This is a genomic window from Herbaspirillum lusitanum P6-12 (genome assembly GCF_000256565.1).
Lineage (GTDB): Bacteria > Pseudomonadota > Gammaproteobacteria > Burkholderiales > Burkholderiaceae_D > Herbaspirillum > Herbaspirillum lusitanum.
In genome coordinates this window covers 1-15,942 of the sequence record NZ_AJHH01000328.1, presented here as the reverse complement: position 1 = coordinate 15,942, position 15,942 = coordinate 1, and the positions used below count along the sequence as shown (strand labels likewise).

Genomic DNA, 15,942 nt, shown 5'->3' with positions numbered 1-15,942 from the left:
AACGACAGCCGCACGCCGACGCTGGAAGCGATCGACGAGTACGGCTACCATCGCCTGCAGGTGGGCGAGGCCGAGATCACGCTGGCGGTGGCGCCGCGTCGTTGCTACAGCGTGGCCGATGCCTTCGACGCCACGCCGCACAAGCATTTCAAAACGCATGCAGACCGCGGTTGGGGCCTGGCCTTGCAGTTGTACGGTCTGCGCAGCCAAGGCGACGGCGGCATCGGCAACTTCACCGGCCTGGCCGAACTGGCTGCACGGGCCGGTGCGGAGGGCGCGTCGGCGCTGGCGATTTCACCGGTGCATGCGATGTTCGCGGCAGATGCGCATCGTTTCAGTCCTTATTCGCCATCGAGCCGGCTGTTCCTCAATGTGCTGTACATCGATCCGGCGGCGGTGCTCGGCGCGGATGCCGTGGCGCAGGTGCTCAATGAAGGCGGCGCCGAGTTGTTGGCACGGCACCGGCGGCTGGAGCAGACCAGCCTGGTCAACTGGCCCGAAGCCGGCGCGCATCGCATGATGCTGCTGCGCCATCTGTACGCCATGTTTCGCATGCAGGAGCGACCTTCGGCCGAACTGGCGGCGTTCCGGTTGCAAGGAGGGCAGGCGCTGGCGGACCACGCGCTGTTCGAGACGCTGCATCACTGGCTGCACACCAAGGATATCGGGGTCGCCAGCGATTGGCGGCGTTGGCCGGAGCGCTATCACCGACCGGGCAGCGCCGAGTTGAAACGTCTGGCGGAAGAGCAGAGCGGCGAAGTGGATTTCCACATCTTCCTGCAATGGCAGGCGTCGCGATGGATGCAGGCGGCACAGCAATCCGCGCGGGAAGCGGGCATGGCGGTCGGACTGATTGCCGATCTCGCGGTGGGCGCCGACAACGGCGGCAGCCAGTCGTGGAGCCAGAGATCCGAGATGATCACCGGTTTGTCGGCGGGTGCTCCGCCTGACTTGCTCAACACCCGCGGCCAGAACTGGGGCATCGGCGCGTTTTCGCCGTATCGGGGGATAACTATATTGGCGGCGTTGGCCGGAGCGCTATCACCGACCGGGCAGCGCCGAGTTGAAACGTCTGGCGGAAGAGCAGAGCGGCGAAGTGGATTTCCACATCTTCCTGCAATGGCAGGCGTCGCGATGGATGCAGGCGGCACAGCAATCCGCGCGGGAAGCGGGCATGGCGGTCGGACTGATTGCCGATCTCGCGGTGGGCGCCGACAACGGCGGCAGCCAGTCGTGGAGCCAGAGATCCGAGATGATCACCGGTTTGTCGGCGGGTGCTCCGCCTGACTTGCTCAACACCCGCGGCCAGAACTGGGGCATCGGCGCGTTTTCGCCGCTGGCCCCCTTGCGCGCGCAGGGATTCCGCTCCTACATTGCGATGCTGCGCTCGGCCTTCGCCAATGCCGGCGGCGTGCGTATCGATCACGTCATGGGCCTGACCAGGCTGTGGCTCGCGCCCGAAGGCGGCGATGCCAATGAAGGCGCGTACCTGCGCTATCCGGCGCGCGACCTGCTGCGGCTGATTGCGCTGGAGTCGTGGCGTCATCGCGCAGTCGTCATCGGAGAAGACCTGGGCACCGTGCCTGAAGGTTTCGACGCCGAGATCAAGGATGCCGGCTTGCTCGGCATCGGGGTGCTATGGTTCCAGCGCGATGCGCGCGCGAACTTCCTGCCGCCGGCGCAATGGCCGGCGCACGCCATCGCGACCACCTCGACGCATGACCTGCCGACCGTATCCGGCTGGTGGCAGGGCAGCGACATAGGCTGGCGGACCAGGCTCGACCTGTTGATGCCGGGCGCTACCGATGCGCAGACCCGTGCTGATCGTGACGAGGACCGCAGTCTGTTGTGGCAGGCCTTGCTCGACGCCGAATGCGTAGTCGGCGATCAGCCCGCCGCCGACGCGCCGCAGGACGTGATCGACGGCGCCGCCGCTTTCATCGCGCAAACGCCTGCGCCGCTGGCCCTGCTGCCGATTGAGGATTTGCTCGGACTGGAAGAGCAGCCTAACCTGCCCGGCACCGTCGACACTCATCCCAACTGGCAACGCCGCTTGCCGGCCACCGCGGAGACGCTGCTGGACCACGTCGATTGCCGCCGGCGCATGCGGCTGTTGCAACGTACCGTCCACGCAAAAAACACAGACAAGACAGGCAGGAAACCTTGAACGCCCCCGCATCCGCCCGGACACTGATTCCACGCGCCACGCTGCGCTTGCAATTCCATCGCGATTTCACCTTTGACGACGCGCTGGCGCAGATCGATTATTTCGCCGGGCTGGGCATCAGCCATCTGTATGCGTCGCCGGTCTTTACCGCGCGCAGCGGATCGACGCACGGCTACGACGTTGTCGACCCGACCCGCATCAATCCGGAACTGGGCGGCGAAGACGGCCTGCGCCGGCTGGTGCAGGCCTTGCACGAACGGCGCATGGGACTGATCGTGGACATCGTCCCGAATCACATGGCGCTGGGCGAACAGAATCCGTGGTGGCGCGATGTACTGTTGTGGGGACAGCACAGCCGATATGCAAGCTGGTTCGACATCGAATGGCAGGGCGCCGATCCGGCGCTGCACGGCAAGGTGCTGCTGCCGGTGCTTGGCAAGCCTTACGGCGAGTTGCTGCGCGCCGGCGAAATCAAGTTGGAATTGGACGCCGGCCGTTTGTACGTGATCTGTCCTGGCAACCGCCTGCCGCTGGCGCCGGAAGATTATGTCGACCTGCTCGGCGCGGCTGATTCCGGATCGTCGCGATTGCAGGAGGCTGTCGGGGCGTTCCGGCGCGTGCTGGAAGCCGCGGTACAGGAAGAACGCCGGAGCTGCGCCGTACACGCCTGGCGCGTGCTGGAGCAGGTCGCCGCAGATCCGGCCGTGCACGCCGCGATTGTTGCCGGTCTGGAAAAATTCTCGGCCCTGACGCCGGAGGGCGCGAGCGCCTTGCACGAATTGCTGGAGCGTCAGCACTATCGCCTGTGCGACTGGCGCAACGCCGGCGACGAGATCAACTGGCGTCGTTTCTTTGAAATCGGCGATCTCATCGGCATGCGAGTGGAGCAGGACGACGTGTTCGAAGCCATGCATGCCTTGCTGTTCCGCCTGGTCGGCGAAGGCATTATCGACGGCGTGCGGCTCGACCACATCGATGGCCTGGCGGAGCCTGCGGCTTATGTGCAACGTTTGCGTCAGCGGCTGGAAGCGCTGACGCAGGGCGCGCCGGTCTACATCGTCGCCGAGAAGATCCTCGGCGCGGAAGAAAACCTGCCGACAGACTGGGGTATCGACGGCACCACCGGGTACGACTTCATGGACCAGGCTGCAGCGGTGTTGCATGACGACGATGGCGTCGCTCTGCTGGACGCGGTCTGGAAGGAATATCGGACCGATCCCGACGGATTCGACTATCTGGTGCACAGCACACGGCGGTGGTTGCTGGAGCGTAATTTCGCCAGCGAATTCAATGCGCTGACCTCAGCGCTGCATGCACTGGCGCGCTCCGCAGTGAGCACGCGCGACCTGTCGCTGATGGCGATCCGGCGCTGCCTGCGGGAATTGCTGGTGTATTTCCCGGTGTACCGCACCTACGGTATTCGCGCAGGCTGCAACGCCCGCGATGCCTTCGTGATCCGCGCCACCGCCGCACGCGTGCGCGAGCTGCTGGCGAAATCGGACCAGGCCGCGCTGGAAGCGATCGTCGCTCTTCTCGCCGATCCGCCGCAACCCGGAATGCAAGACGAACGCCATGCCCAGTTGCATTGGCGCGCGCTGACGCGCTTCCAGCAACTGACGCCGCCATTGACGGCCAAGTCGACCGAAGACACCGCGTTCTATCGGTACGGTCGCTTGCTGTCGCGCAATGAAGTCGGTTCGGAGCCGGATCAGTTGGGGATCAGCGTCGAGAATTTCCACCGGCACGTGATGCGCCGCCAGCAGGATTTCCCGCTGGCGATGCTGGCGACGGCAACGCACGACCACAAGCGCGGTGAAGATGCGCGCATGCGGCTGGCGGTGCTCAGCGAAATCCCGGCGCACTGGCAAAGCACCTTGCAGCGCTGGCGTGCGCTCAACCAGACCGCGCGCGTGCAGATGCCGATCGATGCGGTCGACGAACTGATGCTGTACCAGACGCTGATCGGCGCGTGGCCGCTGGAGCAATCCGGGGAAGCGAATTTGCTGGAACGCGTCTCTGCCTGGCAGGAAAAAGCCTTGCGCGAGGCCAAACGCCGCTCCGATTGGAATGCACCCGATCCGGACTATGAAGGACAGTGCGACGGCTTCCTGCGGCGCATCCTGCGGGCCGATGCCGACAATGCTTTCCTGCCGGCATTACGGCATTTCGTCCAGGAAGTCGCCGCCGCCGGCGTGCTCAACAGCCTCGGCCAGACGGTATTGCGACTGACCGTGCCGGGTGTGCCGGATCTGTATCAGGGATGCGATCTGTGGGATTTCAGTCTGGTCGATCCCGACAACCGGCGACCGGTTGATTACGCCTTGCGGCAACGCCTGATGCAAACCGGCCGGATGGCGCCGCTGACGCTGGAGGATTGGCGCAGCGGCGCTTGCAAACAGCAGGTGATCCGTACGCTGCTGCATTTCCGCAGCGGCAGGGAGGAATTGTTCACCACCGGCGAATATGTACCGTTGGCGGTCACCGGCGAACTGGCGGACAAGCTGATTGCGTTTGCACGCCGCAGCGGCGGGTTGACGATCATCATCCTGGTCAGCCGCCACGCGGCGCGCTTGATCGTCAGCGGCCATACGGCGCAAACGCTGCATGCGGCGACGCCGCTGGTCCCGCCGGAGCGCTGGGGCGACACGGCGGTGCAGTTGCCGCAAGGGAGTCCGGCCGGCGAATGGCAAAGCGTCTTGTCCGGCGCCGAAGGAGCGGTGCGTGAGCAGCGGATTGTTGTAGCGGATGTGCTGAGGACACTTCCGGTGGATGTGCTGGTGCTTTCCGGGTAAAACCGCAGCAATTCCTACAGACAAATGCGGAGCTCGCCTATCGTGGGGCGCTCCGGGGCCGACTAGTATCGGTAGAAGACGACAAGAGTGCTTGGCGGCTTATGTTTGCAAGGAGATTCACATGTCCTCGATCATTTTAGGCAGATTTCAATTAGTGGATGAGACCGAGTACGCGGTGGATGAGCTGGTCCAGGCCGGTTATCCACGGGATGCCATCACCACCTTTTATCTCAATCCTGCAGGTCAGCATGACACTTATCCGGTCGGAGGCGACCGTAATGAATCGCCGGGGGCCAAGGACACCCCGACCGGCGTGGCAGCAGGTGCAGCGACCGGCGCCATAGTCGGCGCTACGGTAGGTTCGACTACGGCACCTGTCACGGGGCCGGCCGGTCCGGCACTTGGCGGCCTGGTTGGTGCGCATCTGGGTTCGCTGGTAGGCACGCTCAACGCCACCGACGATACCGATGAAGGCGGCCGCCATACGCAGGAAGTGGAAGTGCGCAAGGCAGGCATGCGCGTGGCTGTCGCGGTGGAAGGCATACCCCAGGAAAACGAAGCCATTGCCTTGCTGCACTCACTCAAGGCCGCCGACATCGAACGCAGCGAAGGACATATCGAACACGGCGACTGGGAGGACTTCGACCCGCTGACGCCGCCGCGGTATGTCGACCTGCAGGGCAATCGCTCTTATACAGGCCGGATCTGATCCGGGGTCAAGGCCAGGGCATCGGGGTGACGTCTTCGTATTGTGCATTGGCGGGGCGCTGCTGAGCGTATTTGTCGACGTTCAGGCGCGCGCGCGCGCCAAGCAGCAATTGCAACTCCCGATCCGTCGCGATGAAATCCGCCGCCTGCAGCGGTTGCTCGGGGTTGGGCCAGTTTTCCACGGCCCAGCGGCGCAGCTCGAGATAGCGGCGCATCAATTCATCGGCATATTGTTCACGGGCTTGGGAGGCATTGGAATGGGCGTTCATCGGATGCTCCTTGCAGAATGGGATGCGATGACCAAGCCTAATCGCAAGCGCGCCGACCCGGCATCGGACAGCGCCTGATTGCCTTGTAGGACTATACAAAGCGCGATGTAAAAGCGGAATGCAACAACAGCACACATTCGAAGAAAGAAGGCCGCGATGATGGATGTAGTCGGATGGATCAGCGCGTTGCTCCTGCTGCTCACGGTGTCCGCACAAGTCTTTACGCAGTGGCGCAGCGGCAGCACCAAGGGCGTCTCGCACTGGATGTTCATCGGCCAGCTGGCAACCTCGACCGGCTTCGTGATCTATAGCGCCAGCGTCGATAACTGGGTATTTGTTGCGTCCAACGCGGCGACCTTGTGCGCGGCGCTGGTGGGGCAGGTGGTATACCTGCGCAATCGCCGACGGGCGCCGCAGGGCGCCAGGGACGCCAGGGACGATTGATGGTCAACATCTCGCGACACGCTTCCCGACACGCTTCTGGTCAATTATTGAGCCGCTTGCAGCAGCCCGCAGAATCGTCGCGGCTGGTGATTTATGCCGCGCTCGCCGGCAATTTCCTCGTCGCGCTCACGAAGCTGTGGGCGGCGGCATGGACCGGTAGTTCGGCCATGCTCAGCGAGAGCATCCATTCCCTGGTCGACATGGGCAACGAGCTCCTGCTGCTGTATGGTTTGCAGCGCGCCAACCGGCGGCCCGACCACGACCATCCGCTCGGCTACGGCCGCGAAGTCTATTTCTGGAGTTTCGTGGTGGCGGTGCTGATCGTCACCTTTGGCGCAGGCCTGTCGATCTACGAAGGTATCCGGCACATCCTTGATCCGGAGCCGATGGAAAATGTCGTCGCCAATTACCTTGTGTTGCTGTCGGCGGCCATCTTCGAGGGATGCTCGTGGCTATTGACGCTGCACAAGTTCAAGGGCCGCAAACGCCTTGCCGAACTGCCCGACGAGGTCCTGCGGAGCAAGGATCCGCCGACCTTCATTGTCCTGCTGGAAGACACCGCCGCACTGCTGGGAATTGCAGCCGCGTTCGCCGGCATCTGGCTGTCGCAGCATTTCAACGAGCCGATCTGGGATGGCGTCGCGTCGATCGTGATCGGCGTGATCCTGGCGGCGACTGCCGCCGTGCTGGGACAGGAAACCAAGGGCTTGCTGATCGGCGAGCGTGCGCAGCAGGAGGTGCTGGACTCCATCTTGGCGGAAGCCACTTCGCTGGACGGCGTGGCCGGCGCCAACGGCGTGTTGACCGTGCACTTGGCGCCGCATCAGATCCTGGCGGCGCTCAGCGTGGAATTCGAAGACAAGCTCACTACACCGCAGATCGAAGCGCTGGTCATTGAAATGGAGACGCACCTCCATGCATTGCATCCGGAAATCGTGGCGCTTTTCATCAAGCCGCAGACGGCAGGGCGCTTCCACGACGTGCTGCACAAGCAGCGCAATGAAGATCCGGGCACGACATAAATCTAATCATCCGCCTCGGCAAAGCCGTGACGCTGATGCCATTCGAGCAACGACTCCTTGGGGAATTGTGCAAATTGCTTGTCTTTGCGGCCGGCCTTGACCTCGACCTCTACCCATGGCGCCTTGTAATCCAGCAGCAGATGCGTGTAGTCAGGCGGCGTCGGCAGAGGCGTGTCGATGGCCGACGCAAACGGATGCACCAGATCGGGCCAGGTCGGATCGTACAACCACAGCGCGCTGCCGCAACGGCGGCAAAAATGGCGCTGGCCGGTGCTGGTGTGGATGCGCTTTTCGCCTTTGCGTTTGAGGCGGGCGTGATAGACGCTGACGTCGTCGGCGCCCTTGATCTTGAGGCTGTGGAAGTCGCCGCCGAGGTTGACGGCATAGCCACCGCCGCCTTGGGTCTTGCGGCAGATCGAGCAATAGCAGCGTTGATAAGGATAGGGCGTATTGCTGTTGAGCGTGAAGCTGACGGCGCCGCAGTGGCAGGATCCTTTGAGTTTCATGTATTCCTCGTCCGGGTTTTCCTGGCGGGCATCGGCTTAGCTAGCCGGCGCCGCCCATCGAAATCATCGCTTCCTTGACCTTGGCCATACCGAAATGCCAGATCTGGTCGAGCTTGATGTGCGGCATGATCGGCAGCTCTGAAGGATCGATGAACACGTTCAGGATAGCCGGTCCAGGTGCGGCGAGGAAAGGCTCCAGTACTTCTTCCAGCTGCGCCGGCGTCTTCGCGGTGAAACCCTGGGCTCCGCAAGCGCCGGCGAACAGCGCGAAATCGAGATTGGGAAACTCCGACCCCTGGAAGGCGGGCAGGCCGGCTTCTTCCATTTCCAGATGCACCAGTCCCCATTCACGATTGTTGAACACTACCACCTTGACCGGCAGTTTGTGTTCGACAGCAGTCATGAATTCGCCCAGCAACATCGTGAAGCCGCCGTCGCCCACCGCCACGATCACCTGACGGTCGCGATCGAGCGCCTGGATGCCGTTGCCCTGGCCCAATGAAGTGCCGACGGCGGCGTTGTTGAATGAAGCCAGGATGCGCTGACGGCCGCTCTGGCGGATCCAGTTGCCGCACCACAGCGTCACCACGCCGGTATCGACCACGAAGACCGCATCTTCAGCGGCGCGGTCGCTCAGGCGGCGCGCCAGGTATTGTGGCTTGACCGGTCCCTTGCCGGCATCGGCCGGCAGCACGGCGTGCTTGTCGAGCGTCTCGTTCCATTGCTTGCGATGCTCGCCGACCTTGCGGAGGAAGGCGTTGTCGGTCTTGCCCTGCACCTGTGGCAGCAACTGCGTCACCGCCGGACCGACCGAGCCGGTGATGCCGAGGTCGACGGGCATGCGGCGTCCCAGCACGAAGCCGCGTTCGTCGATCTGCACGGTCTGGGTGCGGGTGGGCAGGAATTCGGAATAGGGATAGTCGGTGCCGAGCATCAGCAGCAGCCCGGCATCGCGCATGGCATCCATGCCGGGTGCGCCGCCGATCAGGCCGACACCGCCGATCCAATGCGGATGATCGTAGGGCAGCATGTCCTTGGCGCGGAAGGTGTGCAGGATCGGCGCTTGCAGTTTTTCGGCCAGCACGGCGATATCGGCTATGGAGGAGCGCGCGCCATTGCCGACGAAGATGGCAACCGATTTGGCGGCGTTGATCAGTTGCGCGGCGTGGGCGATTTCGCTTTCGGGCGGCGTCACTTCAGGCTGCGGCCGCAAGGTATTCAGGCTGGCGACGGACGGGGTCCCCGGCAGCTTGACGCCGATCACGTCGGCCGGGATGCTGATGTGCGCGACGCCGCGCTGGTGGTAAGCCTGCGCGATGGCTTGGTGCGCCACTTGCACCGCCTGCGCCGGATCAATGATGGTCTGGGTGTAGGCGGCGACGTCGCGAAACAGCAGGTCCGGGTTGTTTTCCTGCAAGTAGTCGATGCCGCCGGCACGCCGCCGGAAATCGCCAGCACCGGTGCGTGGTCCTTGCGCGCTTCATACAGGCCCGCGACCAGGTGGTTGGCGCCGGGGCCTGTGGTGCCGCAACAGACCGCGAGCTTGCCGGTGAGTTTGGCTTGTCCGGCGGCGGCCAGCGCGGCGCCTTCTTCATGACGCACGCCGATCCACTCGATGCGTTTGTCCTTGCGCACGGCTTCCGTGAAGGGATTGAGCGCATCGCCGACAACCCCGAATATCTGGCGCACGCCGATGGTGTGGAGGGTTTCAACGAGCATTTGGGCGACGGTGGTGGACATGGCTTCCTCGGCAGGGTGGACAGGGTGGAATAGTTGTCCAGCATAGGCTTGCCCACACGACGCCTGTATCGGTCACGCCGGTAAATCCATGTAGGAATCCGTAAAGCTCCTGAATTCCTACAGGCACCAGCGGCGCTGTCCGATTTTGCGAGGCGTGGCGCTGCACTACATTGACCTCATGTTGTTGCGGCACTGTCCGCAGCGAAATCGTCACCGATAAACCAAGAAGGAGAACACCATGTCATCGACTTTCCGTCCGCAGTTTCGCATGCAGTCAGCTAAACTCGCACCTCGCCGTTCCGGCACCCTGATCAGGGTCCTGGGCGTGACTGCGGTGAGCGTCGCCGGCCTGGCGTTGATGATCGGCCATGCGCGCGCCGATGAGTTGCCGCGCGCCGACAAGAGCTTCATCAACAGCGCTGCCGAAGCCGGCAATGCCGAGATCAAGGCCAGCAAGATCGCGCTGGAAAAGACCACCAATCCTGATGTGAAGAGCTTTGCCACGCTGATGGTCGACGAGCACACTACCGTGGGCGACGACCTCAAGAAACTGGCCGCCACCAAGAACGTCGAACCGCCGACCGAACCGAGCGTCGCCCAGCGCGCCAAGATCGCCATACTGGAGAAGCTGGACGGTGCGACCTTCGATAAACAATACATCAGCATGATCGGCGTTTCGGCGCACAAGGACACGGTCAAGCTGTTCAGCAAGCACGCTGCCGAAGCCAAGGATCCTGACGTCAAGGATTTTGCCGCCAAGACGCTGCCTAACCTGCAGCATCACCTGGACATGGCGAACGCGTTGAAGGCCAAGTTGGACGCAAAGAAGTAAATGACATTGCGAACTAACATCAAGACATGAGTATCAAGACATAAGCATCCTGGCATCATTGACCGAATCCCCGAATCGCCCCCCCCCGGGCCTGCTGCCAGGCGCACCTGTTTCCCTGCATGAGTCTGGCGGCAGTTTTTTGCCGGGTCGCCGATTTTCGGGTGATTGTTTCGGCAGGAGGGAGTATGAAAAAAACTGCATCGACACCGAATATTGAATACGTGCCTTGTGTGCTCAAGCTGGACAAGCGTAAATTCGCGTGTTACGTCGAACAGTTCGTCGACAATGCGCGTCCGCTGGATATGACGCCGAGCAGCGTCAAGATCGTTTCCAGGCGCAAGAAGGCCTGGCGCGCTTTAGGCTTTTAGGCCGCCCCCCCCCGGGCCTGCTGCCAGGCGCACCTGTTTCCCTGCATGAGTCTGGCGGCAGTTTTTTGCCGGGTCGCCGATTTTCGGGTGATTGTTTCGGCAGGAGGGAGTATGAAAAAAACTGCATCGACACCGAATATTGAATACGTGCCTTGTGTGCTCAAGCTGGACAAGCGTAAATTCGCGTGTTACGTCGAACAGTTCGTCGACAATGCGCGTCCGCTGGATATGACGCCGAGCAGCGTCAAGATCGTTTCCAGGCGCAAGAAGGCCTGGCGCGCTTCTTTTCACTGTATCCCCGCCTTACTCAAGCTCTTCCAACACCAGTTCAAAGCAGATCAGCACCGGATTGCGTCCGCGCGCCAGCACGCCTTCGCAGACGTGCCCGCGGGGATCGATCAGCGCGATGTCGAGTTGCGCCCGTACGCCTTCATGTCCCCGGCTGACGTGGCCGGAACGCACCAGGATTTCGGTGGCGCGGTCCTCGATCACGCGGCCGTCGTCGAATTCCGCGCCGATGATGCTGCCCACGCTCCCGCGCACGATGGCGTTGGCCATCCCATGTTCGGCGCAGGCGGCTTCGACTGCCATGGTCAGATCCTGGTCAGGACGAATGCGGGCCAGCACCACGCGTTTGCCTGTGCTGGTGACGGTCTGCTCGGCGAGCCGGGTAGGGTAGAACAGCGTGAAATTGGTTTCCGGATCATAGCGGGTGGCCATGGTGGCGTCGTGCAGGCCCCAGGCCTGCGCCGGGGTGTCCGCGCCGACCAGGGTCTTTTCCATCATCAGATGTCCGCCCTGGCGCTGCCCCTGGCGGTCGCGCCAGACCGCATGGCAATGCACGAAGGGCTCGCCATCCTTGCGGCCATAGGTGGCGCAGGCATAGTCGATGAGCGTGCCTTCTTCCATGGCGTGCGGCGCGCTGTAGAAGGCGGCGTGCTGGTCATCCACCGCCAGGGCGGGCATGAGGAAGTGCAGCTCGGCGATGGCCAATTGGCCGAAGCGCACGGTGCCGCCCTCCAGGCCAGCGCGGGACAGGGGAATGCTGATCGCGTCGCGCAGGTTGCGCCCGGCTTCGAGCGTGATCGTCACGGCCATTGCCGGACCGGCCAGGCTGACGATGCGCACCGGATCGGGCGCGCCGGGATGGCGGGCGGTGCGCGCGAAAGGCGCAAGGGCGGGGGCTTGTTCCAGCGTCTGCATGTTGTCTCCTGGTGCCTCGTTGCCGCGATGCATGCCGCGGCTTGTCGTAGGTGGGCGGGTTGCCAGGTGAATATGGTATCCGGCTTTGGGATTTCATGTTTTGCCGCAGCGATAGCGGCGGTGGCGCTTACCTCCGGGTGAATTCCTTGCTGCATTCTTGTAAGTGCTCTCCATCAAGTTTATTGATGTACGGCAATACCTGCTCTATTTCCCTGTTTGACCCCTGTTGTCATGGAGTAGTAATACTCGAATGCAACAATGCGGCCATCACAAAAAAGCCGCGCGTTCCACCCCAGAGGGCGTGCCGCTTGCCAGTCTCCAGGGAAAAGACAAATGACTATCCGTCTGCGCATTACCTTGCTCGTCATCCTCACGTTCATCGCCATTTCAGCCATCGGCGGTTACGCCGTGTTTCAGTCGCGCAGCAGTGCGGTCGAGGTGAAGTCGGTGACCGAAGGCGTGGTGCCGAGCGTGCTGGCCTCGTCCGACCTGGTGGGCCAACTGAAGGATGTGCAGCTGGCGGCCATGGTGATGGTGGCCGAGACCGACGCGCAACTGGTCGTGCAGGAAAATGAAAAGCTCGCCGCCAAGAAGGCCACGCTCGAAAAAGCGTTGGAGTTCCAGGCAGGACAGGCCGCAAGCCAGGCGCAGAAGGGCCTGATCGAACAGGCCAGGGAAAGCCTGGATAATTATTTCGGCGCCATCGACAGCACCGCCAAGTTCAAGCTGGCCGGCAAGGATGCGCTGGCGCAGGCGTCCTTCTTCGGCAACGTGGTGCAATACCAGGCTGAACTCGAAGGCGTGGTCGACACGCTGCGCATCGAGAAGAATCGCAGCAAGGACAGCGCGATCGCCGCACTGAACCAGAACCTGGCGTCGACCACCACCACGATCTCGGGCGTCACCGCCGTGGCCGTGATTGCGCTGGCGCTGATCGGCTTCCTGCTGTATCGCCAGATCACCGGCCCGATCAGCCGCATGCAAACCATGATGACCGAGATCGCCGCCAGCCAGGATTTCACGCGCCGCCTGCCGGTCGATCGCATGGATGAAGTGGGCCATTCCATCGTCGCCTTCAACGGCATGGTCGAAAAGATCGAGGAAGCCTCGGCGCTGGTCAAGCAAAAGACTGCCGACATGCAAGCCATGCTGCAGAACATCCCGCAAGGCATCCTGACCGTGGTCGACGGCAACACCGTCCATCCGGAATATTCCGCCTTCCTCGAAACCGTGTTCGAGACCACCGACATCGCCGGCCGCGACCTGATGGAGCTGGTGTTCGCCGGCACGTCGCTGGGTGCCGACACCTTGTCGCAGATCGAGGCCATCGGCGGCGCCTGCATCGGCGAAGACATCATGAACTTCGAATTCAACGAACACCTGATGGTCGGTGAAGTCGAGAAGAAGATGGCTGACGGCCGCGTCAAGATCCTCGACCTGAGCTGGTCGCCGATCACCGACGACGCCGACACCGTGATCCGCCTGATGCTGTGCGTGCGCGACGTCACCGAGCTGCGCAAGTTGGCAGCGGAAGCCAACGAACAGAAACACGAGCTGGAAATGATCGGCGAAATCCTCGCCGTCGCCGCGCCGAAGTTCGAAGACTTCATCGCCACCTCGCGCCGCTTCCTCGACGAGAACGAGCAGATCGTCCATCAGAATCCGGAAGCCACCGCCTTCGCCATCGCCAAGCTGTTCCGCAACATGCACACCATCAAGGGCAACGGTCGCACCTACGGCCTGCTGCACCTGAGCAACGTGGTGCACGACGTCGAGCAGCACTACGACGACCTGCGCCATCCGGAAACCGGCGCGGTCTGGGAGCAGGAACGCCTGCTGCAGGATCTGGCCCGCGTGCGCGTCGCCGTCGATCGTTACGCCCGCATCAACGAAGTCACGCTGGGCCGCAAGGCCGCGCCGGAACAGGCGGCAGCCGTGGAGCGCCACATCCTGACCATCGATCGCAAACATATCCAGGAAAGCTTGCATCGCCTGGAAACCGTCAACACCGCCAACCTGCATGAACTGGTCGCCGTCCGCAATGCCGTGCGCAAGACGCTGCGCCTGCTCGGCACAGAGCCGGTGGCCGACGTCCTCGCCAGCGTCACCGACTCGCTGCCGGCGCTGGCAAGGCTCGGCAAGGCCGCACCGGCGGTGGCGATCGAAGACAACGGCTACGTCATCCATACGCATGCCTCGCCGCTGCTCAAGAATGTATTCATGCACCTGATCCGCAACGCCATGGATCACGGACTGGAAACGCCGGAAGAACGCCAGGCCAAAGGAAAACAGGCTGCCGGCACGATCCGCCTGCAACTGGGCGTGATGGACAACATGCTGCACATGGCGCTGTCCGACGACGGTCGCGGCCTGGCGCTGGCGCATATCCGCCGCACCGCCGTCGACAAGCAACTGATCGCCGCCGACGCGGTGCCGAGCGACGCCGAACTGGCGCGTCTGATCATGCGCGCCGGCTTCTCGACGCGCAGCGAAGTGACCGATGTCTCCGGCCGCGGCGTCGGCATGGATGCGGTGCTGGATTTCGTGACGCAGGAACACGGCCGCATCGAGATTGAATTCCTCGACCACGCCGAAGGCGCCGATTTCCGTCCCTTCCAGATCAATGTCCTGCTGCCGGAAAACATCGCCGTGGAAATCGACGGCATCGATGTCGCCTATCCGCTGCCTGACCTCGACCAGACTGCACCGGCCGGCATCGTGGCTGCGGACGGCGATCCGCAGGTGGCTTGAGCGGACAGGGAAGGGCTATTGTCGCAACTGATTTATCGCAAGGAACGTTTCATGATGTTGAACCAGATTCTTTTCGTCTTGCTGGGCGCACTGTTGTCCGGCGTGCCGCTGGCCCTGATGCTGAAACGGCAGAAGATGCGCATGCGGCGCATGGTCGATGTCGACCAGGTCGACGCGCTCAAGCGCAACGTCCAGCTGACGCTGGACGAGTACCAGCAGAACATCGACGCCCGTCAGCAGGAACTGGAAGCACAACGCCGCGACAACGACGTGCGTCTGGCGCAGACGCGGCGCGACACCGAAAAAGTGGTGGCGCAGCTCAGTTCGCAGAATTCGCAAAGCGTCGCGCGCGTGCTCGAGAACTGCGATGCCTCGCAGGAAACCATCTCCAATCTGCTCGGCCTGATGCGCACCTTCGAGCGCTGGCATGACGACATGAACGTGCTGATCACACACAACCGCGAGATGCATCGCAAGAACGACGAGTTCGCGCTGATCGTCAACCAAGTCATCATCGTCGCGCTCAACGCGGGTACCGAGCAGGTGGCCGACATCCTGGCCAGCGTCACCGATTCGCTGCCGGCGCTGGCGAGCGAACTGGGCAAGGCCGCACCGGCGGTGGCGATCGAAGACAACGGCTACGTCATCCATACGCATGCCTCGCCGCTGCTCAAGAATGTATTCATGCACCTGATCCGCAACGCCATGGATCACGGACTGGAAACGCCGGAAGAACGCCAGGCCAAAGGAAAACAGGCTGCCGGCACGATCCGCCTGCAACTGGGCGTGATGGACAACATGCTGCACATGGCGCTGTCCGACGACGGTCGCGGCCTGGCGCTGGCGCATATCCGCCGCACCGCCGTCGACAAGCAACTGATCGCCGCCGACGCGGTGCCGAGCGACGCCGAACTGGCGCGTCTGATCATGCGCGCCGGCTTCTCGACGCGCAGCGAAGTGACCGATGTCTCCGGCCGCGGCGTCGGCATGGATGCGGTGCTGGATTTCGTGACGCAGGAACACGGCCGCATCGAGATTGAATTCCTCGACCACGCCGAAGGCGCCGATTTCCGTCCCTTCCAGATCAATGTCCTGCTGCCGGAAAACATCGCCGTGGAAATCGACGGCATCGATGTCGCG

14 protein-coding genes and 1 pseudogene are annotated in these 15,942 nt (G+C 62.9%); 10 read left to right on the top strand and 5 right to left on the bottom strand.

Annotated features, from left to right (window positions below):
- Positions 1-60 precede the first annotated feature (60 nt).
- The 4 genes and pseudogenes from HLUSI_RS34060 to HLUSI_RS0110220 all read left to right on the top strand — a co-directional run.
- Positions 61-987, top strand: a pseudogene (locus HLUSI_RS34060) (4-alpha-glucanotransferase); the annotation flags it as partial.
- A gap of 76 nt (positions 988-1,063) precedes the next feature.
- The gene (gene malQ / locus HLUSI_RS28030; protein ID WP_083830897.1) at positions 1,064-2,167 is read left to right on the top strand and encodes a 4-alpha-glucanotransferase; all 1,104 of its coding nucleotides are present in this window, start codon (positions 1,064-1,066) and stop codon (positions 2,165-2,167) included.
- Positions 2,164-4,959 carry a malto-oligosyltrehalose synthase gene (gene treY, locus HLUSI_RS0110225; RefSeq protein ID WP_016833873.1) on the top strand — a complete coding sequence of 932 codons (2,796 nt, stop codon included), beginning with the start codon at positions 2,164-2,166 and terminating at the stop codon, positions 4,957-4,959. The genes malQ and treY overlap by 4 nt, the downstream gene beginning before the upstream one ends.
- A 121-nt stretch (positions 4,960-5,080) precedes the next feature.
- Positions 5,081-5,668 carry a membrane protein gene (locus HLUSI_RS0110220; RefSeq protein ID WP_029363355.1) on the top strand — a complete coding sequence of 196 codons (588 nt, stop codon included), beginning with the start codon at positions 5,081-5,083 and terminating at the stop codon, positions 5,666-5,668.
- 7 nt (positions 5,669-5,675) lie between these two features.
- Here HLUSI_RS0110220 and HLUSI_RS0110215 read toward each other — a convergent pair whose 3' ends face one another.
- Entirely contained in the window at positions 5,676-5,936 is a 261-nt protein-coding gene (locus HLUSI_RS0110215) for a hypothetical protein (RefSeq protein ID WP_016833871.1), read from the bottom strand.
- A 156-nt stretch (positions 5,937-6,092) separates the two neighbouring features.
- On the opposite strand from HLUSI_RS0110215, the gene HLUSI_RS0110210 reads away from it, so the two are divergent.
- Both HLUSI_RS0110210 and HLUSI_RS0110205 read left to right on the top strand, forming a co-directional pair.
- On the top strand, positions 6,093-6,380 hold the full coding sequence (locus tag HLUSI_RS0110210) for a SemiSWEET family sugar transporter (protein WP_016833870.1): 288 nt from the start codon (positions 6,093-6,095) through the stop codon (positions 6,378-6,380).
- Positions 6,381-6,436: 56 nt separating this feature from the next.
- Positions 6,437-7,402, top strand: coding sequence for a cation diffusion facilitator family transporter (locus HLUSI_RS0110205; RefSeq protein WP_016833869.1), 966 nt, complete (start codon positions 6,437-6,439; stop codon positions 7,400-7,402).
- A gap of 2 nt (positions 7,403-7,404) precedes the next feature.
- On the opposite strand, the gene HLUSI_RS0110200 is transcribed toward HLUSI_RS0110205, so the two are convergent.
- From HLUSI_RS0110200 to HLUSI_RS34055, 3 genes are read right to left on the bottom strand one after another with little or no spacing between them, the layout of a single operon-like run.
- Positions 7,405-7,908, bottom strand: a complete 504-nt coding sequence (locus tag HLUSI_RS0110200) for a GFA family protein (RefSeq protein WP_016833868.1) — start codon at positions 7,906-7,908, stop codon at positions 7,405-7,407.
- A gap of 40 nt (positions 7,909-7,948) precedes the next feature.
- A complete protein-coding gene (locus HLUSI_RS28025) occupies positions 7,949-9,265 on the bottom strand; it encodes a thiamine pyrophosphate-dependent enzyme (protein WP_414086658.1) in 1,317 nt (438 codons plus the stop codon).
- Positions 9,169-9,648, bottom strand: coding sequence for a thiamine pyrophosphate-binding protein (locus HLUSI_RS34055; RefSeq protein ID WP_238533964.1), 480 nt, complete (start codon positions 9,646-9,648; stop codon positions 9,169-9,171). The genes HLUSI_RS28025 and HLUSI_RS34055 overlap by 97 nt, the downstream gene beginning before the upstream one ends.
- Before the next feature lie 238 nt (positions 9,649-9,886).
- Here HLUSI_RS34055 and HLUSI_RS0110190 point away from each other — a divergent pair, with 238 nt between their 5' ends.
- Both HLUSI_RS0110190 and HLUSI_RS0110185 read left to right on the top strand, forming a co-directional pair.
- On the top strand, positions 9,887-10,480 hold the full coding sequence (locus HLUSI_RS0110190) for a DUF4142 domain-containing protein (protein WP_016833865.1): 594 nt from the start codon (positions 9,887-9,889) through the stop codon (positions 10,478-10,480).
- Positions 10,481-10,665: 185 nt separating this feature from the next.
- Complete coding sequence (locus HLUSI_RS0110185; RefSeq protein ID WP_016833864.1) at positions 10,666-10,848, top strand: hypothetical protein; 183 nt, start codon at positions 10,666-10,668, stop codon at positions 10,846-10,848.
- Between the two features lie 303 nt (positions 10,849-11,151).
- On the opposite strand, the gene HLUSI_RS0110180 is transcribed toward HLUSI_RS0110185, so the two are convergent.
- Complete coding sequence (locus tag HLUSI_RS0110180) at positions 11,152-12,051, bottom strand: PCC domain-containing protein (protein ID WP_050977678.1); 900 nt, start codon at positions 12,049-12,051, stop codon at positions 11,152-11,154.
- A 333-nt stretch (positions 12,052-12,384) separates the two neighbouring features.
- Here HLUSI_RS0110180 and HLUSI_RS0110175 point away from each other — a divergent pair, with 333 nt between their 5' ends.
- Positions 12,385-14,802, top strand: coding sequence for a HAMP domain-containing protein (locus HLUSI_RS0110175; protein WP_016833862.1), 2,418 nt, complete (start codon positions 12,385-12,387; stop codon positions 14,800-14,802).
- A gap of 18 nt (positions 14,803-14,820) precedes the next feature.
- Positions 14,821-15,942, top strand: a 1,122-nt coding sequence (locus HLUSI_RS34050) for an ATP-binding protein (RefSeq protein ID WP_238533963.1), incomplete at its 3' end; no start/stop codon positions are given.